This is a genomic window from Pedobacter humicola (assembly GCF_056490705.1).
In genome coordinates this window covers 193,847-218,519 of record NZ_JBWJIG010000002.1, presented here as the reverse complement: position 1 = coordinate 218,519, position 24,673 = coordinate 193,847, and the positions used below count along the sequence as shown (strand labels likewise).

General features: G+C 44.9%; 17 protein-coding genes. 4 read left to right on the top strand and 13 right to left on the bottom strand.

All coding sequences use genetic code 11. The annotated features are described in order from the left end of the window. Positions 1 to 33: 33 nt before the first annotated feature. Entirely contained in the window at positions 34 to 3,048 is a 3,015-nt protein-coding gene (locus tag AC04Q1_RS04520) for a lantibiotic dehydratase (RefSeq protein ID WP_478362228.1), read from the top strand. Here AC04Q1_RS04520 and AC04Q1_RS04515 read toward each other — a convergent pair. After that, on the bottom strand, positions 3,045 to 3,782 hold the full coding sequence (locus tag AC04Q1_RS04515) for a LytR/AlgR family response regulator transcription factor (RefSeq protein ID WP_478362226.1): 738 nt from the start codon (positions 3,780 to 3,782) through the stop codon (positions 3,045 to 3,047). The genes AC04Q1_RS04520 and AC04Q1_RS04515 overlap by 4 nt on opposite strands. After that, on the bottom strand, positions 3,779 to 4,873 hold the full coding sequence (locus AC04Q1_RS04510) for a sensor histidine kinase (RefSeq protein ID WP_478362224.1): 1,095 nt from the start codon (positions 4,871 to 4,873) through the stop codon (positions 3,779 to 3,781). Before AC04Q1_RS04510 ends, AC04Q1_RS04515 begins: the two co-directional genes overlap by 4 nt. Before the next feature lie 273 nt (positions 4,874 to 5,146). On the opposite strand from AC04Q1_RS04510, the gene AC04Q1_RS04505 reads away from it, so the two are divergent. Next, a complete protein-coding gene (locus AC04Q1_RS04505) occupies positions 5,147 to 6,295 on the top strand; it encodes a hypothetical protein (protein ID WP_478362223.1) in 1,149 nt (382 codons plus the stop codon). 287 nt (positions 6,296 to 6,582) lie between these two features. Continuing rightward, positions 6,583 to 6,849, top strand: coding sequence for a helix-turn-helix domain-containing protein (locus tag AC04Q1_RS04500; RefSeq protein ID WP_478362221.1), 267 nt, complete (start codon positions 6,583 to 6,585; stop codon positions 6,847 to 6,849). Between the two features lie 303 nt (positions 6,850 to 7,152). Here the strand turns inward: AC04Q1_RS04500 and AC04Q1_RS04495 are convergent, their stop codons facing one another. From AC04Q1_RS04495 to AC04Q1_RS04485, 3 genes are read right to left on the bottom strand one after another with little or no spacing between them, the layout of a single operon-like run. Further along, entirely contained in the window at positions 7,153 to 7,473 is a 321-nt protein-coding gene (locus tag AC04Q1_RS04495) for a hypothetical protein (protein ID WP_478362219.1), read from the bottom strand. Between the two features lie 7 nt (positions 7,474 to 7,480). Further along, positions 7,481 to 8,869: a hypothetical protein gene (locus tag AC04Q1_RS04490; RefSeq protein ID WP_478362217.1), complete on the bottom strand. Its 1,389-nt coding sequence runs from the start codon at positions 8,867 to 8,869 to the stop codon at positions 7,481 to 7,483. Between the two features lie 12 nt (positions 8,870 to 8,881). Then, complete coding sequence (locus AC04Q1_RS04485; RefSeq protein WP_478362215.1) at positions 8,882 to 9,523, bottom strand: Crp/Fnr family transcriptional regulator; 642 nt, start codon at positions 9,521 to 9,523, stop codon at positions 8,882 to 8,884. Between the two features lie 1,017 nt (positions 9,524 to 10,540). Here AC04Q1_RS04485 and AC04Q1_RS04480 point away from each other — a divergent pair. Further along, on the top strand, positions 10,541 to 11,407 hold the full coding sequence (locus AC04Q1_RS04480; protein ID WP_478362214.1) for an RteC domain-containing protein: 867 nt from the start codon (positions 10,541 to 10,543) through the stop codon (positions 11,405 to 11,407). Positions 11,408 to 11,484: 77 nt separating this feature from the next. On the opposite strand, the gene AC04Q1_RS04475 is transcribed toward AC04Q1_RS04480, so the two are convergent. From AC04Q1_RS04475 to AC04Q1_RS04440, 8 genes are all read right to left on the bottom strand, one after another. Then, on the bottom strand, positions 11,485 to 11,709 hold the full coding sequence (locus AC04Q1_RS04475) for a hypothetical protein (RefSeq protein WP_478362212.1): 225 nt from the start codon (positions 11,707 to 11,709) through the stop codon (positions 11,485 to 11,487). Between the two features lie 146 nt (positions 11,710 to 11,855). After that, positions 11,856 to 13,832: a PAS domain-containing sensor histidine kinase gene (locus tag AC04Q1_RS04470; RefSeq protein WP_478362210.1), complete on the bottom strand. Its 1,977-nt coding sequence runs from the start codon at positions 13,830 to 13,832 to the stop codon at positions 11,856 to 11,858. A gap of 255 nt (positions 13,833 to 14,087) precedes the next feature. Beyond that, positions 14,088 to 15,476 carry a serine/threonine protein kinase gene (locus tag AC04Q1_RS04465; protein WP_478362209.1) on the bottom strand — a complete coding sequence of 463 codons (1,389 nt, stop codon included), beginning with the start codon at positions 15,474 to 15,476 and terminating at the stop codon, positions 14,088 to 14,090. Further along, a complete protein-coding gene (locus AC04Q1_RS04460) occupies positions 15,469 to 16,266 on the bottom strand; it encodes an FHA domain-containing protein (RefSeq protein WP_478362207.1) in 798 nt (265 codons plus the stop codon). The genes AC04Q1_RS04465 and AC04Q1_RS04460 overlap by 8 nt, the downstream gene beginning before the upstream one ends. A gap of 137 nt (positions 16,267 to 16,403) precedes the next feature. Further along, positions 16,404 to 20,504 carry an FtsW/RodA/SpoVE family cell cycle protein gene (locus tag AC04Q1_RS04455; protein WP_478362205.1) on the bottom strand — a complete coding sequence of 1,367 codons (4,101 nt, stop codon included), beginning with the start codon at positions 20,502 to 20,504 and terminating at the stop codon, positions 16,404 to 16,406. Next, entirely contained in the window at positions 20,491 to 21,936 is a 1,446-nt protein-coding gene (locus AC04Q1_RS04450; protein WP_478362203.1) for a PP2C family protein-serine/threonine phosphatase, read from the bottom strand. The genes AC04Q1_RS04455 and AC04Q1_RS04450 overlap by 14 nt, the downstream gene beginning before the upstream one ends. A 95-nt stretch (positions 21,937 to 22,031) precedes the next feature. Further along, positions 22,032 to 22,985, bottom strand: coding sequence for a hypothetical protein (locus AC04Q1_RS04445; RefSeq protein ID WP_478362201.1), 954 nt, complete (start codon positions 22,983 to 22,985; stop codon positions 22,032 to 22,034). A 46-nt stretch (positions 22,986 to 23,031) separates the two neighbouring features. Next, complete coding sequence (locus AC04Q1_RS04440; protein ID WP_478362199.1) at positions 23,032 to 24,375, bottom strand: serine/threonine protein kinase; 1,344 nt, start codon at positions 24,373 to 24,375, stop codon at positions 23,032 to 23,034. Positions 24,376 to 24,673 lie beyond the last annotated feature (298 nt).

The window sequence follows — 24,673 nt, the reverse complement described above, 5'->3', positions numbered from 1 at the left end:
GATGGGTATAATACCCTTTTAAGCGAAAAAGAAATGAAAGAAAGCAATGCAATAATCTACCGGTTTTTACCAAAGTTGTTCCTGCGGGCACCTTATTATAGCTTTGCCGGTTATGATCTCTCGCGGTTGCCGGAAGTGTTACAGGAGCAGGCTTTTCGCAATGCGGTTTTTTTGGCGAGTCCGGGGTTTTACGCCTTACTTGAAAAAAAAGAATTTGATTTCGATAGGTTAACTGATAAGCAAAAGCATACCCTTTATAAATATTATAACCGGATGTGCTTCAGGCCTACGCCTTTTGGGAGCTTTTCATCCTTTACTTTACTGCGCTGGGGAACGGGTGATCAGGTTAGGCTTGCCGGAAGTGATGGCGCTCTCCTTCACCTTTTGCCGGACCATGAGTTTTTAAGGAAAGTGAAAAATGGGGTGGGGGCTTATTTGCCGGAAGAATTAATGGCCAACCCAACGCTTTACCGGTTTAATGAGGTTTTGCGTTATACCAAATCTTGGCTGGATAATAAGGGGCGCTTTAGTTTTTCCTTGCAGGGGATAGCAGCAGAAAAATTTAACCTGCAGCTGTTTTCATTTTTATCTTCAAAAAAGGTTTCAAGAATTAAGGCTTTGGACTGGATTATAAAGCACAGTGATTCTACAATGGCAGAAGCTGAAGACTATATCAGCTTTCTTGTTGATGCCGGTGCAGTTTTCGATGCTTCCCAGGGAACGGTGATCAGTAATGAGCTTATTGAATGTTTGCCGAATTTTCCCGGCTGGGACAGCTTCTGGCAGAATTGTAATCGCATGGCGCTATCTGGTGAAATAGCTTTGGCTGATTTGGCCATCGAAATCGAGAAAGTTGCAGATGAAAAAGCGCCTGGTGTACAGCCCTTTTATGCGGCCCTGGAAAGGCAGCATGTAGGTGGGGGACCGGATGGTGCTGGACAGGATGAACTTTCTAAAGCGGTTCATTTGATCCAGTTATTATCAGCTGCCGAACAGCCTGCAGACTTATCGCGTTTTATCCGTGATTTCCGTTCCCGTTTTGATCAGGAAAAGGTTCCCTTACTGCTGGCACTGGATCCCGACGCTGGGCTACATTATGGTGAGCTGGAACCTGCTATGCCTGATCAGGATATGCTGGAAAACATCCCTTTCCCTCAAACCAAGGATGAAAAAAGGACATTTGGCTGGCATGCCGCCCAGCAGTTTATTTTTAAACTATGGGTAGGGGATATCCTTCGAGATCCCTGGGCACCCCTGGAGATCAGCGAGGAAGATCTGCTAAATTTACAAAACCAGAAAAGGCCAGAGGTGCCTTTGCCACAGACGCAGGCGCTTATGTACCGCCCGGCGGGGGAGTACCTGGTACTTGAAAGTTCCGGCGGGGTGACCGGCGCTTCGCTGATCGGGAGGTTCTCCAGCTTTAGTGACGAGGTTTACGGGCTTTGCCGCGGGCTTGCGGAAGTGGAACAGGAGGCTAATCCGGAAGTTATTTTTGCCGATATTGCTCAGCAGTCTGATACCCATGTGGATAATATCAATCGGCGCAGACCCATTTATTCCCGCGAAATACCGCTAAACGTATATCCATCTCAGCCGGATGAAAACCTGATACTACCAGGCGAACTTATGCTTTCCCTTAATGGTGATGAGCTGATATTGGAGTCTTCCAAATTGAACAAAAGAATCATTCCCCGTCTGGCAACTGCTTATAACTTTCGCAATAATCATTCTCCGGTTTTCCGCCTGTTGTGTGATCTGCAGTTTCAGGGGATACAGGCGGGGCTTTCATTCAACCTTGAAAACTTTTTTCCGGATCTTCCTTTTTATCCGCGGGTGAGTTATGGAAAGGTAGTGCTTAGCCTTGCGAAATGGAATTTTAGGGAAGCGGATTTTGTAGCTTTATCTGACGGGAATCATGCTGATCCCGTTAAAGCACTGGACGGCTTTCGTAAAAAGCACCACCTTACCCGGCATATCACCTTAGGGGCAACAGACCAGCAGCTGGTTTTTGACCTGGCCGATCCTGCCCAGGCAAGGTTTTTCCTGCAGTGCACCCATGGTTTAAAACGTATTTCTGTTCAGGAATATTTATTGCCTGACCGTTCGATCCTGTCTGGTAAAAAACCGCTTGCAGGACAGATGATTATTTTTTTGGCCCACAGCCGTAATATTTATAAGGCTTCAAAAAATGACCACATCAATGCTGGCGTTCAAAAGCAGCGGGACTTTTTAATGGGCAGTAACTGGCTTTACCTTAAACTTTTCTGCATTCCCCGGGCCTCGGATGAAATTCTTGCCAAGGTGATTTTTCCTTTCATCAAAGCTCAGAAAAAGCGGATCAGAAAGTGGTTTTTCATCCGTTATCATGAAAATGGATATCACCTTCGCCTGCGCATAGAGGCTGAAGAAAGCGATCTGGGAGCAATACTGGTGGCCTTGCGTAAAAAAATTGAATCCTCGGGACTTAACAAACTTATCCGGGATTTCCAGGGAGATACCTACCGCAGGGAAATTGAAAGATACGGCGCCAGCCTGATAGCGGAGGTTGAGGAACTTTTTTGCGCAGGTAGTAACCTTGTAGCGCTTGCGCTGAGTTTAAAAGGGAAAAGTTCTATTGGACTAAGTGAATTTGATCTGGCCATTCTCACGGCTTATCGAATGATCAGCTTTTTTTTTTCCACCCCAGCAATCGCGAAGGAATATGTTTCAAAAGTAACGGACCGGTTTATGACTGAGTTCCGCGCCGATAAACCTTTAAGGCTTGCATTGGATGATAAGTTTCGGGAGAAGAAATTCCTTATTGCGGAATTGGTTGAAAGTAGCACTTTATCAAAGCACACTTTGCCGATATTAAAGCAGATGTCAGTTTTAAATGGGCTTACAGGAAGCTATTCAAAGGATAAAAAAATGGAGCTTTTGGCTGACCTGGTTCATATGCAACTCAACCGGACTTTTTCAGTCAACCAAAGGCAGCAGGAACTGATGGTTTACTATTGCCTCGGGAAGTATCACACTTCACTTTTAGCCCGCGAAAAATCTTTAGGCTAGTGATCATTTTTATCCCGTTTACTGATGAGCAGAGCGGGTTGAATTTTTTCCCGGAAAGCGGTACGGTAAGTGCCACCGATCGGGATACTTACCTCGCCAGTTAGTCTGACCTGTGCATATTCCAGTGATTGAATAACTGCATGGTTAATAACATAAGACTGATGGATCCTTGAAAAACCCTCAGCAGGCAGCTTGGAAAGTACTTCCAGTAAGGTGAGATAAGTGGTAACTTTTTCATCATTCATATGGATAATGATATAGTTGCCGATGTTTTCAATATAAAGGATCTCTGAGATAGTGATCCGGTTAAATTTTCCTTTGATATTGCTTTTGACAAAAAAGAAAGGGTTAGTAGTTGGTGGAGGTGTCTGATGAGTGACATTTGAGCGCACTTTGGTCACTGCTTTTAAAAATCTGGTGTAATTGATGGGTTTTAGAAGGTAATCTACCGCATCTTTTTCAAACGCTTCGGGCGCGTATTCGCGGTAAGAGGTGGTGAAAATAATGTTGCATGCAGAACCGATAAGATCGGCTACATCAAGGCCATTAAGCTGTGGCATATCAACATCCAAAAGGACAATATCCGGTGTGCTTATTTTGCAAAGTTCTTCAAGCGCGATAAGCGGATTGGTCGAGCTGCCAATAAGTTCGAGACCTGGTGTCTGATTGACGTACTTTTCGAGGACTTCAACCGAGTGGTATTCATCATCTATGATATAACATGTTAAGTTCATAATTTAAGGGTTAAAGTGAGTTCGTAAAAGTCTCCGAGCTCATTGACTTCCAGCTTGTAGTTGTCTTTGTAAAATGAATCCATGCGCAGACGGATGTTCTCAAGACCCACTGCTTTTCTTTGACGGACATGTCCGTTCTTTGATTTCTTTAAATTACGACTATAGAAAGCTAGGTGTCCGTTCTCATCGGTGGTCAGTTTCAATATGGCCGGAGAATCAACTTCGGCCAGGTTCCCATGTTTAAATATATTTTCAGTTAGGGTAAGCAGGATAAGAGGTATTATTTTATATCTATTGAAATCACCCTGCAGATATGTCTTCAGCTGTAAAGGTGCTGCAAACCGGTAGCGGTTAATTGCGATGAGATTTTCAATTTGCTCGACTTCTCTATCCAGTCTAATCTTTCCATCTGAATCGGCTTCCTCGAGGCTAAAACGCATGATTTCGGACAGTAGCCAGATACATTGGGCGGCATCGTCCGAATATTTTTGTGCGCTGTTATAGACGAAGTTAAGCGCGTTAAAGAGCATGTGGGGGTTAATCTGCTGTTGCAAATATGCATTATGTGATTTTGTTAACTGCGTCTCCAATTCAGCATTTGATTTTTCTATTGCTAATTTTTGATTTTCTGCTTGTTGGAATTTTTTTCGGAAATAAGAAATGTGGCTTGCTGACCAATAAAAAGTTGCGATTATGGTAAAATTCAGGCACCGGGCTATATTTCGGGTAGAGAATGTTTCGATGTGTAAAAAAGATTTTCCATCATATTTTGGCTGGTCTGCTAATAAATAATCTGCTGCATATTTAAGAAGAAGATAAAGGATGCACAATGTAAAATAGCCGATTATCAAGGCGAAAAAATTAACCTTCCAACCAATGATTGTATGATTCAACAAACTCACATATAGGTAAAAAAAACCGATATTGATCGGATAGTAGATGAGATAAACATACGGTCGTTCAATTTCTCCCAAAGCGAAATAAACCATCAAAAGCTCGTAGGTTATAAATGCTGACCAGCAAATCAGATGACTTATCAATATGTTGTAGGAGAAACGCTGAAACGGAAACTTAAATGAATTAATAGCCATATCAGTTGTTTTTACCCTAAGACACTGCAAATCTGTAATAAAGATGTTTTCATACCAAATTCGTATTAATTTAACATAAAAAAATAAAAATCATGACAAAATCAAGAAAACTTCCGCAACAAAAAACACAAGTTTACAATCGCTACGACAGGTTCCAACCTAATAGCAACAATTCAGAAACGGATACCACCTCAGTAACTAGTACAATAACCAGCACACATATCTTTAAAAAATAGAGGCTGCTGAAGAACGCACCAGGAGAACATACTAGGTATGCTTAGAAACGAATTGAAAGATATTGAAGAACTATTAATTGACCGAAGTCTTTCCGACAGCAATATATACAATTCAATCAAATTCGATCATTATAAGGACCGAGTTCATAAAGCTTGGGAGGGGGCAATATTTTCCAATTCGAGCGAAAATAGCTTGGTGCGTTATTTTCATTATCACCTTGAGCAGATCATAAATGCATCTAATACCTTAGATGCGTTGCCAAATTCTCAACAATTTATTGACAAACAGATTGATCTTTTGGCGCTCATTGACCATCTACAAAAATATTATTTAGCATATTTCAATGAGAATGCCGCTGCGCCAGTGTCTTATCACCAGCGATGGATAAGTCGCCATTCAGGAACTATCCGCATGGTGATTGATCATGTGAACGATCTTAGCCTAAATCCCGCCTTGAAGGATTGTTTGCAAAAATGGTTTACTGATGTTGCCGGATGTCCTGGGCAAATAAAATATACCTTTCGATCACTTTCTTATTTCGAAAATATCATTAACCATATATGTTTGCTTGATTATCGTTTCGACGACCCTGAAAATTTACTTGTTTCCCTTCTCACACGATTGAATTACAATTCTCTTTCTTTTTTTGTGGTTCGACAGGATACCATCCGCCATGCATTAAAAAAAATTCACACTCAAGAAGAGAGGTTCGATTTTCTCTATAGACAGAAGGCAGATTTATTAGCTATTCCTGAAGTGAAAGACATAGCTTACAACGCCTCTTGGCCTTCGATAAAAACAATGATTGGAGATTGGTTAGCGGAAGAAATTTCATTGACAGAAAAGTTTTTGTGCCAAACAGGGGAAGTCGTTGTCCCAAAAATACCACTCGAAATGTCCGTAGCTCACCTTTCTTGCCTGATTCGGCTACTTTATGAAGAAAGTGTTTTCGCCACGCAGAACCTGCAGTTCATTTTTAAAGGTTTCGCGGGCTATTTTCAAAGCAAAAGACAGGCTGTGATTTCGCCAGGAAGCCTAAGTAAAGAATTTTACAGTATTGACCAGCATACTGCCGCCCGTGTGCGGGATCTGCTACAGCGTATGGTACAGCGGATCAACCGTAATTTTTTTCCTATGGTCGTTGCAATAAATGCAATAGCCCTATCTTGTCTAAGTATGCGCTGAGTTCCCCCAGCCAGCTATAGCTAAATCCTTTCTTGTTTATCAATTGTTCAGGCTGAATGGTTGTGACATCATTCAGTGTGCTAAAATGCATTATTTCGCAATGTTTGCAAAAATTGGCACTAAATCCAAGTTTTTCGAAAGGGGTTTGAAGTATGTCCTCCGTTTTCATTTTTTGATTATATCTGAAATAAAATAAAGATATAAAAAATGTTTCTTTTTAGATGTATCTTTTATGATGTTTCTCATTAGAAGTACCTTTGGCGCATCATTTTGGTTTACTTTACGTTATGAGTAGAGCCAAAAACGATGAGGATAGCGAAAAAGCAAAGCAAGTTTTGAAATTGGTTGGAGAACGGATTCGTTTCCTCAGGGAAGCTAAAGGGGAGCGGAACTATGAAAAATTTGCTTTTAAACATGACCTTAATCGTACGCAGCTCTGGCGCTATGAAAATGGTGAGGATTTGTATTTCTCATCTTTGATCAAAGTGCTTTCAGCATTGGACATCACCCTTGCTGAGTTCTTTAGCGACGGATTTGATCAATCCGCAAAATAATAATACATAGTTGAAATGTGCAACAGCAATAAAAAAGGCATTTACCTTGCTGATCCTATTCGTTTAGATTCCTATTATCCATTCTGTAACGCAGTCATCCGAATTGCTCAATAATGCTTAGCCACTTCCCCCAACTTAACTGATTTTACCGATAAGTTAGCTGGTGATCAAATATCAAAGTTTGATACCAGAGAGTTTGTCTTTGTTAAAAGAAGTAAATTTCTGTTCGATTTCTAAGAATTGTACCGTCGTGAATTTACTTGTCGTTTTATCGAGAACTTTTATTTTAATTTTTTTCCCAATTTATCGTCGTGGAAGAAATGGTAATCTAAATCTTTCGGAATGAGCAATCATTTGCCACCATTCCCAAAATTTCCACGGTTTTAGAGTAAATGTTCGATATAAGGTTCTGTTTGGATTTTCTGGATGTTGTTTCTTGAAATTATCGAACTGTTTTTTTGCGACATCAAAGTTTCTGTTACCGTCTAGCTCTGTAAACTCAAAGCTTCCATCCTTATTGGTGTAATGATAGTTTTCTTGAATAAAGTATTGAACAGGAGGGAGATTGCTTATAATCAATATTCCCAGGATTGATGCAACAATTATTTTAGTTCTTTTTTTCATAGCTTAATTATTTACACGGTCCTTTACTGGCAGGCATTGTGCCCCCAGCTTCATTGATGTCTAAGTTAGGGTTTTTCGCTTTTTGTTCCCGCAAAGCGCTTGCCATTCCGGCAGGCGTTTTGCCGAAGCCCAACCCGATCACCGCCGTTGGGTCTGGGATGGGAATACCGCCTGCCTGCCCAGCTCCATATACAAAGGCTGAACAGTTGAAGTCGGTAAAATGATAATTTGCTGGCGGGTTGGCTACATAGTCTATTATTTTTTGGAAACTTTCTCCCGATACATAATAGGTTGAGGATATATTGTAAGGAACAAATCCATTATCCAGTATCTGCGATTTTGAGGATAATTTATCCAGTCCTGTGCCTGTAGGATAAAAGCCTACTGTTTGTGTGATGGTTGTGCTTCCGCTGGTTTTGCTTAAGGATATGGCTACATGGCCAAAACTGTTTGCACCAACATTGAATGCGGTTCCGGGCTGTGGTTCGACTACATAAACCCTGACGATAAACGCTGCATTGGCACTGGTGATTTTGGAAAAACATTCCATCATTTCTTTTGGGTTGACCACATTGTTACTTTCTCCGGGTAGATTGGATGGGGCAGGAGGAGGGGGCGGTCCGGTGCTTCCACCACCTCCACCGCCTGATGTTGATCCAGATGAATCACCGCCACCGACGCCTTCATAATATCCACCACCTCCTCCGTCATCTACATAAGTTGTTGAGCATATTTCTGTGGAATGGATAGTAAGGTCTCCCCATGCATCGACATAACTGTCCTGCACCCAAATGCAGGTTTCGATGGCCATCATCTTCATGAGCTTTCCTTGAGCGCCATAAAATGGATTGACTTCTTTCAGCATTTTGTTCGCATGAACAATCTGTTCTTCTTTTGTAGATTGCCTGATTCTTCCAATGGGTTTGCCGTCGCGATAGAGCCGGCCTCCCCTTAATTGGTAGTTGAGATCATATTCAAATACCCTTCCTGTGAAATCTGAGGCTTTGGAGATCCTATTTTTTTGCAGATAGACCGCATCGGGAATAATCTCCAGGATTTTTGCGCCGATTTTGTGGCTTTTTTTATCTTTTAAGACGACGAGTTGCCGGTAACCCTGTTTGTAATTTTGATAGGTGGGCTGACCATCTAAAGTCACCGTCCATTTATTTCCCTCTTTTGTCGCTTCGCTTTTTGCGAGGTCCCAGTTTACCTTAATCTTTGATAATATTTTATTGCTGTCCAGACCTAAGTTGGCTACAAAATTCATCGCCTCCTTTTTTGTCAGAACTAAAGTCTGCGGTTCCTCTGCCTGTTGATTGCCAGGTTCTAGTTGGTCTTTCTGGCAGGCGGATATCAGGAGTATAAAAAGCGTGATGATTTTAAGCTTTGTGTTCATAACATTGATTTTTTAGTGAAAAACAGATGCTGGATTTCGGCCGGTTTGTGTCTGGTGGCACATTTCGCGTTTTTTTCTCCTGATCCTGCTCAAAGTTTCCCTGCTTATTCCAAGGTATGAGGCAATGTTGTTCTGGCTGGTCTGTTGCTCGATATCCGGGTGAAGCTCCAGCAGTTTTTCATACCTAAGGTTCGGGGTTTGTGTACGAAGGAAGATGGCCCTTTCTTCGCTCATCATATAGTACTTCTGTATCACAATCCTGCCCAATAAATTACCTACTGGAAAATCCGCATAATATGCGTTTAACTGTTGCCAGCTGATAGACTGAAGTTTGCAGTCCTGAAGTACCTCAATATATTCGTATGCGGGTTTTTGGGTGAAGAAGCTGTAAACGGAGATCATCAGGTCCCCTTTTCCCATAAACCAGGTGGTACACTCTTTACCATTTTCGTCAAGGAAAAAAGCACGCAGGAATCCACTGCGGATAAAGTACAGTTTTCTGGAGATTTCGCCTGGCCGGAGCAAAAGATGCTTACGGCTAAAGTTCTCGGTGATGACCTCCTCATTTACCCTGACTTGAAATGGGGCGGGCAGCGGTAAAATGAAGCTCAAAGTCTCTAATAGATCGGCTTCCTTAATAGCATTTTTTTGCATGCGCTGTCGATTGTGTCACAAATCAACGTTTCAGTGCATTTACCTGGCTAATATTGTCCTGTCGGAAGGATATATTCTTTAAACGGAAATTTCCCGCTTTTGTTATACGGGGCTTTTTTGATTTTTCCTTTCCGGTGTCTCCTGGCTGCTCCTCATATCGTTACCCTAAAACGTATGAACCTGGAGAAACTATTACAAAAACTGTATGCACCAGTTTCACTCCAGATAGAGGAGGCTTTGCTATGAATTGCCGGGAGCAATTAAAGAGTGGCTTATCCCTTGTTCAGAAAGCACTGGCGACATTAAGGATCGTCGGAAAGGGTTACAATTAAGCCCCGCGTTTACAGCAGATCGGCTTCTTGAATGCAGAGGTTTTTCGTGGGTGGATTGATTGTGTCACAAATCGACGCTTTACTCTTAAATGATTTTGTACCGTCGGAAGGTTACTCCAATTATAGCGGGTCTTTTTTCACTTTGTTGCAGGTTACAAATTGCTTTCTTCTATCACGCTCGCTAGTGCAACTAAAAATCAAATTATTAGCACGCTACGACCGTGATTGTAATGTATTGAGACGGATAAAAAGGGGCTTAAAATTTTTAAAAAAGAAAACAAAACATGAAATTTTTACAGGAATTTTGTTTACTTTCTTGCGCTCAGATTGTGACTGAAATCACATGAGGGCTGGACTTTACATCTCCACATGTAAATGGCTAATCGGATATTCCTTCAGTCTGGAGGAAACTTTGTCGTTAAAATTAATGTTTGATGCCGTTTTTGAACTCATTGATCGGAATGAATAAGAATTTAATTTTTAAACGACATTTTGTGTCCCAGATCAAAACAATCTGATGGGATAAATACTAAAATTGTAAAGCAAAGATCAAGGTGTCTGTTTATGATGCAGTTGAAACTCCGCGCTGTCCAGTGCCATCCATTGAAAAGGGTCTTTTGCTTAAGGATTTTCTTTTACCCTGCTTGGTCTATTGTCCAGTAGGATCATTTTAACCTATTTTAATATGCTGAAGAAACAAAGTGAAAATATTTATCAGAAAATGAAGGTTGCCCTGACAAAGCTTGATGATGAAGAGCAAACAAAAGCAGAGAGATTAAAAAGGTCGATATTAACTGTTCAACATTTTCTTGATGAATTAAAGGTACTGGTTGACCGTTATTCCTTCGCCAATGAAGATGAAGAGATATGGTTCTTCAAGTCTGAAAAACCCAGGTTCTGCCGCTGGCTCATCTTTTATTCCGAACTGCTCAACATCGAAAGCACAAAACCCATAGCAAGGGAAAGAAAAATAAAGGATCATTACCGTGAACAGATACGCTACATCAACCGTTTTTTCAGATCCCATGAATTTCAGTACCAGTATTACAAATTAGGTACTGATGAACTCGACCATTTGTTTTTCCTTCGTGGAGGCTGCTCCAAGGATATCCGCCTTAGCTCAATACCCAAGGTAGATCCCTCGTTCGGGACAGGGCATGAATATCTTTTTTCCAGGTTCAAAGCTTGCGAAATGCTTCAGAAACATTTGACTGAACTCATTGTCAAGGAGCAATACACCGGTACTGCAGACAAACACCGAAATATGGATAATAGCAGGCTGAGATGGACGGGAGATAGTCTCAATCTGATTGAAGTCCTTTACGGCCTTTATAGCACGGGGCAGATCAATAACGGGAAAACCGGACTCTTAGAAATTGCGGAGGCTTTCCAGCATGTTTTTCAGGTCAATTTAAATAGGTATCACAGACGCTTTGTCGAGATCAAACAGCGCAAAGGGATGAGCAAGACCAGGTTTCTGGATGAGATGCGTGATGGCATACTTAAAAAAGTAGATGAGTCGGATTCCTTCAGGCCAGAAAAAGGGAGGTAGGATAGTTATCGAAGAAAAAATTGTCGCTAAAGAATTTTATATTCTCAGCAGAAGCGTAGGGTTTCACGATATCAAGATCAGCCACCCTTACGGCCACTGCCGTTGGTATCATCTACAGGCATACTTTCTGACGGCCCATCGGCCTTTAGAGCTGTTGATTCGTCCAGCATAACTTCTTTTGCGGTTTCCAAGCGCTCGGGCGAAAAGGTCTCATCTGGCAGGTTCAGAGCCGTGTTTTTGGCAATATCCTCATTGTTTTCGGTTTTATGTTGAACGGTAATCCTCTGGACACCGATGATCAAATTTACAATTCATCCTGTCTTTCTCCCGGCGTGCAAAACTTTTCTACCACGGTTATAAATGGTGCATGGTCAATAAACTGCATACGGGGTTGGACAAAGGCTTATTTTTTAATGGGAAATTTAACTCCGGTAAGCAACTCTTCTCTCTAACTTCCCAGTGGCAGTTCAACTATGAAGGTTGTTCCCTTGCCTTTTCCGCTCTGTACGCTGATCAGTCCCTGGTGCAGTTCGATGATCTCGCGGCAGAGGTAAAGACCGATCCCAAAGCCTGCAATTGATCCGATCTTAGGGTTTTGGACCCTGTGATAGCGTTCAAAAATCTTCTCCTGATCTTCGCTTGAGATCTCGATGCCTTCATCGCTGACCAGAACCTGTACTTTGTTATCTTCCATCTGCTGATAAGCTACAGTGATCCTGGTTCCCATCGCTGAGTATTTAACGGCGTTTCCCACCAGGTTCTGGATGACCTGAGCAATTTTTTCACGGTCCGCAAACAGCGTTAGCTGCTCAGTAGGTTCAAACAATATGATATGCGTATGGATTGTGGAAAGCATTTCTTCCTCCAGCTCATTGAAGAGTTTCCTGAGGTCGAATTCTGATTTTTCGATCAGCATTCTTCCGGAGTCCAGCCGCGAAATATTCAGAAAACTGTTGATCATGGAATTCATGTTGCGTACCTGTTTGACCGACTTGGCAAGAATGCTCTGCTGGGCGGTATTTTCCGCAAGAGATGCCTGGCGCTGGAGCACCTGTAGATAGGCATGTAAGGAAGTCAGGGGCGTTTTAAGTTCATGGCTTACCATGCCCATGAAATCATCTTTGCGCTGTTCGTCCTTTTTCTGCTCGGTGATGTCCCTTAAGGTGCCGTTCAGGCTGGCCGCCCTGCCGTCTGCATCAAAGAATACCCGGCCCCTCGCCTGCACCAATCTCACTGTTTGCTCCCCGGGTTTTTTTATGCGGTATTCGGTAAAATACTGGCCGTCTGACCCTTCCCGGAGTGAGCCGCTGATGGCGGCTACAACACGCTCCCTGTCTTCATCATCGATGGAGGCGAGAGCCAATGAAAGATCCATGTGTTCATCTGCCTTAAGGCCGAACCATGATTTGAGTAATGTGTTCCCTGAAAAGAGGTTGGTTGCCGGCTCATAATAAAATGTTGCCAGATCTCCCGCATCGGTGGCCATGGCGAGCATCAGCTGATCTTTTTCATTTCTGCGGCGGTCCAGCACCTGTTGGGTAATCTCTTCGAGGATGACCAGGACACCGGTTATTTCTCCCATGGAAATTATGGGCTGATAGATGGAGTTTACGATGGCCTCCCTCAGGCCATCCTGGTGACGGAGCTTTACCAGAAACTCTTTATTGATCTTGGGCTGCCCGGTTGAATACACATTCTCCAGCCACCTGTTGACCGGTTGGCCCTTGAGTTCCGGTCTGGCGGTCTCATGTGGCTGGCCTATTACTTCGATTCCCTCCCGTCCCCAGATTTTAAGGATAGCCGGATTGGCAGTTTCAATGATATGTGCAGGCCCCTGAAGCACAGCAATACCAACGGGTGCCTGTTCGATAATAGTTTTGACATGTTCCCGGCTTTCTTCCAGTAGTTTCAGGGAATTTTGAAGTTCTTCATTGGTAGAGGTAAGCTCTTCCATTGTTGTAGCCATTTCTTCTACAAGCGCCTGTTCTTTTTCTTCTTTTTGCTGTATCCGCTCCAGGTATGCTCTTCTAGCAGTAACTTCCTTGGCGGTATTTAAGATGCACCACGCTTTCCCCGTAGCGTCCATTAATGCTTTATATTCGTAATCAAAGTAATCTGTGGTCAATGTACCGTTCTTATTCAGCCGGGCCGGGGCATCGCTCACCGAGTAGCTGATACCTGTGCGCCAGACCTGTTGAAGGATGGGAATGAAGGGCTGGCCCTCAAGTTCGGGTATCGCCTCTATCAACGGCTTTCCGATCACTGAATTATCCTTCCCCCACACGGACAGCATTCCGTCGTTCGCAAAACGGATGACCATATCTTCCCCGCTATAAATGGCGGTAGGCTCTGGGGAGGATTGGAGCGCCTGGAAGATCAGTTTCTCGCTGAAACTATTGTCGTTCGGTGTTTCTTCGGAATTCATCGATAACCCAAAGATATATAAATTGGGATAAAAAGTACGGAGTGTACTCTTCTGAAAATTTGTGCGAACGGCATATTTGCTGTCTGCAATCCGGACAAATGTGCTTGTCTGAAAGGATCTTGAGCGGTAAATAGCGCTTTATTAACCTGTTACTACCGGTTGTTTGTTAATCGGATGAACACATATAAGTTGTAAGTATTCTTAAACAGTGCTAACAAGGTATGAGGTTTCTACCCGGGTGATGATGCCTTGATCTTAAAATATCCCCAGGAATCTCTTCTTTTTCTTACCGCTGCGTTTATTTGCTTTTTGGGCAGCTTTTGCCTGTTCTGCCGATTTCGTTTTTGCTGTCCGGATACTATCTTCCCTGGCTGCCTGTAGCCTTTGGCGATATTGTGCATTGGCGATTTCAAACGGGGATTTATAAGCCGGTGATGGTATCGCCGTAACGTTCGCGCCGGTCGTTGCCAGCGTATAGGCTAAAATAGAGAAAAGCAGTATGCATGCGGCGGCCAAGCCCGAAATGACTTTTTTTGATACATGCAGGTAATTCTCCTGGTAATACCTACGGGTCGCTGTATTGTATTTTATTCCGGCCTTTAAGGCAAGTGGTTTCAAGCTCGCCAGTTCTTTTTCAAGCCTTTGGTTCTCTTCTTTTGTCTCTTTGTAAAGGGCGGCATGGTGTAGGGTTCCGTTGGGCAGGGTATTTTCCACATTCCTTAACTCTTGTGGTGTATTAGATACCATTCCGGCCGTAACGCTGTTATACAGCTCCATCCCGCAGGCGAACCGGTCAGCCGGATTTTTTTTCAGACAGCGTGCTATTATATTTAACAACCAACCCGGTACATTCATTTCCTTCTCCAGAACATCATTCTGGACTGCGTTCGCCAGATTGCTTTTACGGAGCATCATGGCATCCGGAATATCCTGTTCAAGGTGCGCGGCCATTACAATATTGCGTGCGGTATCCCCACGTCCATCTAGTGGAAAAGGGACCTGTCCGGCCAGCAGTTCATAAAGGATGATACCATAACTGTAGATGTCTGTCTGTAAGAGCATTTTTCCCTCATGCTGTTCGGGCGCCATAAATTCGATCGCACCGGCATGGCGGATACTTGTTCTGCGCTGCTCTTCGCTCATAATGGCGAGACCGAAATCCAGTAGCACATAGTTTCCCGTCTGTTCGTTGTACTTCACGTTATTGCTTTTAATATCGCCGTGCTTGACCTCAACCCGGTGGCAGTGGGCAAGCGCTGCGGCCAGCTGTTCCGCAACTTTCAATAGCTCCTTAACAGTGAAAACTTTTTGATGGGGTGGCAGAAGCAGTTCGCCAAGTTCGGGGCCTTCAATATACTCCATTTCAATATACGGAAACGATCCGCTGTCGGTAATGCCCGAGCTCAAGATCTTGACCACATTCGGACTTGGATGGATATTTACCTGCTGCAGTTTATTGACTTCATTCAGAAAGTTCTTGTAGTTTTTATCGCTCTCATCTTCCAGGTAAATGGGCGTGGGAATAAGCTTGATGGCAGAATAAACCGGGCCCATGCGCATCCCCTTGTAAACAGATCCCTGTCCGCCGGTTTTTAAAGCGCCAAGATTTTGGAGCCCTTCGGTTATGGTAAAAATCTTACTCATGGACCTGCGGGTTAAAACTAAATTCCAGTACAACCGATTCCCCCAGGATTATCTGATCGCCTTCTTCAAGTTCCTGGCCGATCTGGGTTGTATGGAGCTTTATTATCTTCTCGGTTGCCGCGCTTTTGAGCTTGACCTTGTTGCGGGGGGGGATGCCGCCTTCATCCGCGAAGATTACGAATTTAGCCAGGTTTTTGTCCCATTCGATATGGGCGTGCTGCCTGCTGATGTACCTGTTGCGCTCATCCTCACTTTCTGAGGGAAAAGCGATATGGTTGGTGCGGAAATAACCTTCATCAGACTGCGCCTTTTCGTCTCTGCCGATATTGTATTTACCACCCTCGGAACTTATTTCGTAGTCAGGTTTCAGCGTTTTGCCGCTTAGCGGTTTCAGATAAGCTTTAGCCTGCTGCTTTACGAAATGGGTTCTGGTTTTGACAAAAAGTGCAACGGGCAGGTGCTGCATTTTTACAGCCTCCTGTGGAAAAGCGTCATCGAAAGAAAGTGTGAGTACCCAGTTAAAGGGCAGATCAAGGGCATAGTCATCGCTGATGCGCTGGATCTCATTTTTTAGCTGATCGGCATCCTCGGTGAATACGGCAGCCTCATACACATGGCGCTCTGCAGAGGTGCAGTTGATATAAATGTCCAAACCTTTGATATTTGCTCCTTCACCGCCCTCTGCTTTTTGTAACTCCTGTTTGATAAATTGCAGTAATGCGTGCCTGATCCCCTTCACATCATCAGGATGTTCCCCACTTCCGCTTTTGAATAAGTCGAATATTTTCATCTGTATATGGTTATGCTTTGCTAATATATTACCTGGATTGCCTCACCCGCCATTCCGGTCTTTTCCCGGTTATGGTGAAGCTCAACTTTGTGGTTTCGGCTGTGTGATAAGTAAATTAAAATATATCATTTGATCAATCAAGGAACCTTAAGTGGCTGTTTATTGTCAGTCTCCACAGATGAAACAATGCTTTTTATATAACCGGCTTCTTTCAAGAACGGGATTACGTGCCTACCGGCCAACCTCACCGCATCTGAAGAGCCTTTGGTTGCCTCGATTCGCACACAGACAACGATGTGGCCACTTCCGGTCGCAGCCGGCGCAAAAAATACGTACCAGCCATCATTGATCTGCTTTTTCTTCCAGATCCGCTCCGGCGTGCCTGTTTTGCCCGCAACCTCCAGTCCAAGCGTTGCCGCTTTTGGTGCGCTCTGTTTGATCATATATTCCCGCATCAGCCTGGCGTATGCTGGATTGCTCACCAATTTCGTACCAGTTTTTACCGGTTGCACCTGGTCACTTACCTTGAGTACAAACCTGTTGGCAACCATATTTCCGTCATTGGCAATTCCGGCAGCCATCCTTGCCACAGCAGCAGGGCTTGCAATGAGCGCTCCCTGGCCCCAGGACATGCCTGAAATTCCCTTTGCCCGGGTCCTGCGGATGTTGGCAGGATCATATTTTGGTCTGGTATTGAATTCGGTCCTGCGCCATAGCTGTTTCCACTTTTCTTCCTGGGCACTGTTTTCGCTGGGCTTATTGTAATAATACCCGCCCGCCCCGTGCAGGAACATGCCTGTTTTCAGGTACAGCTCGCCCATGTTTTCCTGCAGCTGCTCCTGGTTTGCGAGTTTGATGAAATAGACGTTATTGGATTTTACCACCGCACGTTGCAGATCAATCGATCCGGTCTCATCAGGTTCGAGGCCCTTGGTACGGATGCGCTCCCACGAGGCCACCTGAAATTTCTTATCGGCAGCGGACATGCCCAGTTTATTGAAGGATGCCATAGCGGTGATCAGCTTGGCGGTTGAGCCCGGCTGGGTAAAATTGGTAAAGCCAAGGTCGGCAGTGGTGATCCAGCCGGAAAGCTGGTTCTGCTCGGTATTGGTCATGGTCAACCGTTCCCAATCATGGATAGGCGGTAGGGGATATACAGCTGAGGTGAGTACATCGCCCGTGCCTGCTTCCATAATAACAACAGAAACGCGGTTATCCAACAGCGAGGTGTCCCTGGCGATCGATTTTTGTATCTTGGTCTGCAGGCCGGCATCCATTGTCAACTGTACGTCGCGGTTCCTGTTTTTAAAATCTTCCACCTCTTTGCTGCTGATACCCGCCAAGAGTAATGGAGAAAGTGCGGCGTAATCTTTTTTGACCACCGTCATTTCCCTGACGCCCCTTGTTAGGAAACGGTTTTCGCTATACCGGTTTGCAAGCACTGTGAAGCTCTTTACAGGCAGTTCGAAACCACGGAGTTCCGCTGCGTGTTCGTAGTCTGCGAAATAGCCGTTCACACTCCCGTTGAATATGCCTGAATTCGCATCCCCTGTCCAAAAAAACAGTTGCTCTTCGAAAGGATAATACCGGTCTAAGCGCTTGTGTACGGCAGAATCGAGATTGTAATCTGGGATCCCTGCACCGATGAGCTTATAATGCTGCGCCTTCACGCTGTCAATATTACTCGTTGCCATCAGGATCCCCCTGCGGTCATGTATGGTGCCAGCTTTCAGCCTGCTCATCAATATCGCGATGCGGGGATTGTAACTGAACATCCTTGCTCCGCTACGGTCGGCTACCAGCGCCGGCTGTACAACCCATTTCCGGTTGTTGAGCACATAGCCGGCCACGTTAACCCCCAGCAATACGATGCCCAGGGAGGCCGCCAGCAAAGCGGGCACGAGGTTTTTGTCCTGTGCTCTGGCGATGTACCGCATCTGTACTTCGGTACCCCTCACCGCTGATACCGACATTAAAAAACCCCCTGCTAAGAAATTCAGTACAAGTGATGATCCCCCATAGCTTTGAAAGGGAAGCGATACCCCCGATAGCGGTAATGCTCCGGTAGATCCGCCCGCAATGAGCACAAACTGGACAAAGGTGGATACGCCGATTCCCGCACTTAAATAAAAAAGAAAAGGTGATCCGGACCGCCTGCCGATAACAATTGAGCGGTGCAGGTACAACAGGAAGAGCAGGAAGATACATAACATTCCCGTTAATCCGAATTCTTCCCCGATCGAGGGTAAGATCATATCGGTGTGTGCCTCTGGTATGGTTTTGGCAAAACCCTCACCCATGCCCTGGCCCGTAGCGCCACCTGTGGACATTGCCCACAGACCATTGGCGACCTGGTCGCCGCCGTAAACTTCATTGTTCCAGGCATCCTGCCAGATTGCTTTCCGGTCGCCCAGACGTTGCACCGGTCCAGGAAAGGCCCGGTCCAGGTAGGGGATCTGGTCGATCGTTAAAAACGCGGACATGATCACCAGCACCATGACAGCGGATTCGCTGAGCTGCCTGCGCTGGTAAAACATCAGCGCGCCCACTAAAAACAACGTTATCCCCGTTGATATCCAAATGTTGTGAAAAATCCATGACACCACCACGTACAATACGATTGCTCCTGCCATAAACATGAAATCGCCCCTGGAAAAAGAAAACAGAACAATAAATGTGAAGCATACAACCATCGCCGGGCCAAGATCTCCCAATATAAGAAAGAGCATGAGCGTCAACAATATGGCCAATAAGGCGAATGAGAAAAAAGACCATCTTTTCTTCCAGCTGGTGTATTCACTGATCAGTTTCTCGTTTATGGCAAAAAATCCCGCTAGAAAAAAAAGGGTCAGGTACTTCACCACCTCACTAGGCTGGAAGCCGAACAGATTTACCTTGACACCGCTTCCCTCGGGCCCGGTTCCGAACAAGATCGTGAGAGATAGCAATCCAATGGAAGCTAAGGCCCATGGCCATCCGTTTGCCGCCGATCGGATATTCTTAAATATCAACAGACGATAAATCCGGGTGTCGGGATTGAAACCCCGCAGTTTGATGCACAGCATCAACAGGATGCCCCCAAAACCCATGAGCAGGTAAACGAGTGAATCTTTGGCTAGAAAACGGTCGCGCAGGGGATCCTGCAAACTCAGCAGGGTCAGGAAAGAAATGCCGGTAAGCAGCATCACTACCGGCAGTATGATCTGATCGGTAGTGCTGAATTTCCATGAAAGAACAAGGTGTATGAGTAAAAACCCGCCGATAAGGCTTGTGCAGATGATGATAAACCATCTGTTGAATTCTTCGGGTGTCCTGATGATCAGTGATTTTTCCTTTTTGAGGATATTGAAATCCCTGGTTGAAAAAAGCTTTAGGGTGTGCGGACGTTGCTCAAAAGAGAAAAAGGCGTTATCATTTAGGCTTTGTAACCCCTTGGAAGCGCCAAACTGAAAACCGGGCTTTAAGGGCAATATTTTAAACGCCTGGTTGTCGGGCAACTTTGCAAAAGTGAATACCCCGGATCCATCAGAGCGGGCATAGGCGGTGAGCTGCTGCAATTTCCGTTTACCGGCCGGGTCCAAAGTGAAAACCTTTGTAATGCCGTCTGCTTTTTCAGTGATATTTTTGGTCTCTTCTGTTTGCTCGTCATTGTAGATACTGTCCTGCGGCAAAATCATTTCCAGACGGACCAGTACACCTGCAACCGGTTTTTCATCTTCTATAATCTTTCCACTGATATCATGCCCACCCAGGCCGATGTCCGCTAAGGCCGGATATGGCCTGGGATTTTTCCTTTCCTGTGCAAATCTGAGCGAATCATCACCGGTATAACCGAGCAATGCCCGGGAAGCCAATACCCTGGCTTTAAATGAGCTGCCCCCTTTTACAAAGGCTTCGTCCGCAAGTAAAAAGTACATTCGCTTGTTCACCTCGCCGATATTGTCGAGCCGCTGGGTATTTGCGGCCGCGTCCGCGACAGTTTTTTCGATAAGATCAATGTCCCGCTGGTCTTCAAAATAATAACCCTTTTTAAGCAGGTTCCGGATATTTTCAGCTGGTTTTCCATCATTCAGGTTTACCATAGTGCCCGCTTTCAGGCGTGGCGCGACTTCGGCGAACCTGGGCTGAATGACAGCATATAATTGGTAGAAGAATAACGCAAGGACGGTTCCTATAGCTAATATGAAGATCCGTTCCCGCGTCCGGCTTATTTTGACAGCCCCTTTATTTTGTTCCATTTTTTAGATCTGTAGTTTTAAGGGTGGTGTTTTTAAATGGACCAAGTTTCTTCAGTTCGGCATTTACCGGCCCTTGATCCGGGAAAGTGATGCTGTTGCTGATAGGAAGTATACAGTTGGTGAAAGTGACGTTTTTGAGCAACAGTGATTGGTCTGAAAGGGCTATAGCGGTGCCGAAGCCTTTAAACTGTATGCTGTCCATCTTTAAAAGTTTGGATTGGACCAGCATGCTTATGGCAGCACCCTTGTATCCGCTGTCGGCTTGCAGTACAATGCCGTTCGCAAAAACATACAGGGTATCTTTCCGCAGTCGCAGTGTATCGCTGATCAAGACCGGACTTTTAAAAATCGAGTCGGACAGGATCAGGGTGTCACCTGTGGTATGATCAAAGGCATCCTGCAATAACTGCTCCTGGCTATTTCTAGCTGCTTTTTTTTGTGATGAAACCATCGGTGGACCAGGGGCTTTCAGGTGCTGGTTTTCAATGTACATGAATATGACCGCGCCAAGAAGGATAAGGCATAAAATAACCAGCGCGGTAAACCGGTAGGTTGTTCTGCGCGGTGTAGTGGTTGCCGGTTTTGGGCTTTCAGCTGGCGGTATGGCCATATTTTTTTCTGCTGCCGGCGGTACCTGGGCCTGCTGGGTCAGAACCGGTCTGGTGGGATTTACCTGTTGAGGCTTTTTGTTGTTCTGCAGCAGTACAACAGTGATATTGTCACGGCCGCCGTTTTCATTGGCAAGGGCGACCAGATTGCCCGCTTTGCTGGAAAGTGTATCTCCCTGGAGGAGCAAAGTGGTGATATCCTGGATGTTTACCATATCAGTCAGCCCATCACTGCATAACAGTAACAGGTCGCCCGGCAGGAAAGGAGACTGACCGGTTTCAATATAGCTGTCATCACTGGCGATCTGATCGCTAAAACCGATAGCCTTATTGATTTCATTGCGTTTTGGATGTTGCATGGCGGCAGCCTCATCCAGCCTTCCCGAATCTTCCAGAAAACCTACGAATGAATGGTCTTTTGAGATTTTAATCAATGATCCATCCCGCAACAGGTATAATCTGGTGTCGCCGACATGAGCAAAATAAAATTGATTGTTCTCAATATCCGCAATCACTGTTGTCGCTACGCAGGCCATTTCCGAGAGGTCCTTTTCTGTTTGCTTTTTGGCAACGATCACTTCATTCGCGGTTTTGAAGGCCTTGATCATTTGTGAAACCGGGTCGTTGGGACGATCTGAGAATTGTGCCGAGATCTGTTCCTTTACGATATCAGCGGCAACTTCGCCACCATGATAGCCGCCGACGCCGTCTATCACCGCAGCTAAGATCAACTGATCGTCGGTTATGGACCTTGCAATGAAGGTGTCCTCATTGTTGTCTCTGGATCTGCCGGTATCTGTGAGGCCAAAAAAGTGTTTATCCATTTTTATTCCGGGAATTTTTAATGTCTTTAAAATGAACTATCATCAGCGCAACGACCAGTGATAAAAGCAGAACGGATAGGAGTTGCGACATGTGCTTATGATTTAAACAGGTTAATGCCGATTATCCCGTTGAGCAGCATCCTTGAATTGAGCGGCAAGGGAACCCAGTGCGGGGAATTGATTTCACTCCGTTGTACCAATTCCTCGTTCAAGGTGGTAATTTCGCCAAAAGAAGCTAAATAAAAGTTACCGTCCGATTTGTTGTAACGGATGTGCAGATGCGGGGAATTGGTCCATTCCGAGGCGATCCTGAAAATATTGGCGTCTTCGCGCACATCATCATTTCCTGATACTATCGTGTCTTCTGTTTTAATGAGGAACTCGATTTTTTTGCCCGAAAACTGCCTGTCAGGAACAACCGCTTCAAGCCTGCCTATCACGGCCCGGTCCACAGGCGCGGCAGCATCACCATCGAGGTATTCCAATTGATCCTGGTAGGGGATTTCCATATAACCTTCACTGTAATAGGTGAAACCCTTTAAAATATCGTTGTTGATATCGAAAGTCTGCGCGATACCGGTTTGGCGGGGAATAAATGTTACACGCAGGTTTTCTGACTTTTGATTATTGTCGGGTAACAGTTTTCCGATAAAACCCTTGTCGCCCCTTGCGTAATCCGGGTGCGATACCAGCCGGAACACCCATTTTGAACCTGATGGCTCTACTGTTTTGCCTGCCTGCCGGTATTCTCTTAAGATCGCGTAGAATTTTTTCACGGTTTCCTGTACGATCAATCCAAAAATCCCCTGCTTATTATTGATGAACTCCCGGTAATCTTCCGCGTTGAAGGTGATGATGAATTCATGATAAAAAACCACCCGGTCGGCAAATGATAAAGCTTTGATGGACTCCTTAAATTTATCCACGATAAAGCTATAGATCATTTCCGGGGTAAGTTGCGGTGCTTTCCGGTTACTGCTCTTGTTCTCATCAGTTAGAAACCAGTCCTGAATACCGATACGCTGCCAGAAATTTGATTTTGTGTCCATAAGTTACAATGCCTGTGCGGCGGGTTAATGGTAATTTTTAGAAAAATTAAAATTGTACAGGTTTATCCGAAGTATCAGGCTTAAGGTCTTCGGTACTATCCGCAGCTTTCGCTCTTGCTCTTTCGATCTCCGCGTTTATTGCGCTATCGACCATACGCTTTGTAGCTGCCGCTTCGGCCGCCCTGCGCTTATTCGCCAATCTCTTTCTGTCGATCGCTGAACTGTCAACAGCAGGGGGGAGGGAATCAGTGGGAAGGACAACCTGTTGAGCTTGTGGCTTGCTGTCCAACCGGGAATATCCCAGAAAAGCAATCAATCCTATAATTGATATTACCATCAGGGCAAAAGCAAAATAAGGCACCAGTATGCCTTTTCTTTCTGGACCCTGTGGTACATTCTTTAAGTCTGCTACCTGTTGACGCAATGCCCGGTTTTCATTTTCGAGCAGGACGACATCCGCGTTGTCGACCGGTTTTTCCGTGCCTGATAAGCTCCCTATCACCAGCGCCTCATGCAGCTCCGTTCCGTCACTGTATCTGAGCATAGGGTCTTTCTGCAGACATTTTTCAATTAGCTCTAAGAGCCAACCGGGAACCTGCATTTCCCGGGCTTTCTGTTCCCCTGTCCAGCTTGCCGGTAAGTTAGCTTTGCGCAGCTCAACTACATCAGGAACTTCATCTTCCATGTGACTGATCATTACCGAATTGCGTCCGGTATCGCTATTTCCTGACAGGGGAAAGGGGACTTGACCTGCTAACAGTTCGTATAAGATTATGCCATAACTGTAAACATCGGTCTGCAGGAGCATTTTGCCTTCATTCTGTTCGGGGGCCATAAACTCCACAGCACCTGCGTGCCGGATGCTTGTTCTCCGCTGCTCTTCGCTCATAATGGCCAATCCAAAATCGAGCAGCACATAGTTTGAAGTATGCACATTGTATTTAACATTATTGCTTTTAACATCACCATGTTTTACGCCAAGTTTATGACAATGTTCAAGGGCAGATGCGAGGTGCTGTGCAACTTTTATGACCTCGTTTAACGCGAATATCTTTTGGTGCGGGGGCTGAAGCAGCTCACAGAGATCAGGACCTTCTATATATTCCATTTCTATAAATGGAAAGGAGCCGCTTTCTGTTATGCCGAAGCTGAGCATTTTTACAACGTTCGGACTGGGATCCTCATTTACCTTTAGCAGCTTGGATACCTCACTTTCAAAGTTGCGGTAATTCCTGTCGTCCCGGTCCTCTGTATGGATCGGAGTAGGGATTAGTTTAACTGCGGAATAGATTGCTCCTATCCGCTTTCCCTTATATACCGATCCCTGTCCACCCGTTCGCAGCGCTCCTAAATTCTCCAGCCCTTCTGTAATTGTAAATACTTTGCTCATAGTTCTTCTGAATAACAATTATAGTTTTTTTTTGTTGCCAAATATTAAATTTAATAAGCTCAAGGGTGGCATAAGAAGTTATTCCGTTGCTGTAATATAGGCAATTCCGGCCGGTTTAGCCCATCATTCATTAAGCTGGCAATTTCTGCATCAATATGAAAGGCCGCCAGGGACATGATCCCTTGTTTAATTTAATGCTCAAGCTCTTGAGATCAGTAAATGTTATTTTCCCGGTTTAATACTTCTTTCTTTGACCGGGAGCAAAGGGTTTGGCGGATTTAGAGGGGGTGCCTTTTTT

Coding starts and splice junctions, on each gene's coding strand:
- AC04Q1_RS04520 (WP_478362228.1), top strand. CDS start 34: ATGAAAGAAAGCAATGCAATAATCTACCGGTTTTTACCAAAGTTGTTC.
- AC04Q1_RS04515 (WP_478362226.1), bottom strand. CDS start 3,782: ATGAACTTAACATGTTATATCATAGATGATGAATACCACTCGGTTGAA.
- AC04Q1_RS04510 (WP_478362224.1), bottom strand. CDS start 4,873: ATGGCTATTAATTCATTTAAGTTTCCGTTTCAGCGTTTCTCCTACAAC.
- AC04Q1_RS04505 (WP_478362223.1), top strand. CDS start 5,147: ATGCTTAGAAACGAATTGAAAGATATTGAAGAACTATTAATTGACCGA.
- AC04Q1_RS04500 (WP_478362221.1), top strand. CDS start 6,583: ATGAGTAGAGCCAAAAACGATGAGGATAGCGAAAAAGCAAAGCAAGTT.
- AC04Q1_RS04495 (WP_478362219.1), bottom strand. CDS start 7,473: ATGAAAAAAAGAACTAAAATAATTGTTGCATCAATCCTGGGAATATTG.
- AC04Q1_RS04490 (WP_478362217.1), bottom strand. CDS start 8,869: ATGAACACAAAGCTTAAAATCATCACGCTTTTTATACTCCTGATATCC.
- AC04Q1_RS04485 (WP_478362215.1), bottom strand. CDS start 9,523: ATGCAAAAAAATGCTATTAAGGAAGCCGATCTATTAGAGACTTTGAGC.
- AC04Q1_RS04480 (WP_478362214.1), top strand. CDS start 10,541: ATGCTGAAGAAACAAAGTGAAAATATTTATCAGAAAATGAAGGTTGCC.
- AC04Q1_RS04470 (WP_478362210.1), bottom strand. CDS start 13,832: ATGAATTCCGAAGAAACACCGAACGACAATAGTTTCAGCGAGAAACTG.
- AC04Q1_RS04465 (WP_478362209.1), bottom strand. CDS start 15,476: ATGAGTAAGATTTTTACCATAACCGAAGGGCTCCAAAATCTTGGCGCT.
- AC04Q1_RS04460 (WP_478362207.1), bottom strand. CDS start 16,266: ATGAAAATATTCGACTTATTCAAAAGCGGAAGTGGGGAACATCCTGAT.
- AC04Q1_RS04455 (WP_478362205.1), bottom strand. CDS start 20,504: ATGGAACAAAATAAAGGGGCTGTCAAAATAAGCCGGACGCGGGAACGG.
- AC04Q1_RS04450 (WP_478362203.1), bottom strand. CDS start 21,936: ATGGATAAACACTTTTTTGGCCTCACAGATACCGGCAGATCCAGAGAC.
- AC04Q1_RS04445 (WP_478362201.1), bottom strand. CDS start 22,985: ATGGACACAAAATCAAATTTCTGGCAGCGTATCGGTATTCAGGACTGG.
- AC04Q1_RS04440 (WP_478362199.1), bottom strand. CDS start 24,375: ATGAGCAAAGTATTTACAATTACAGAAGGGCTGGAGAATTTAGGAGCG.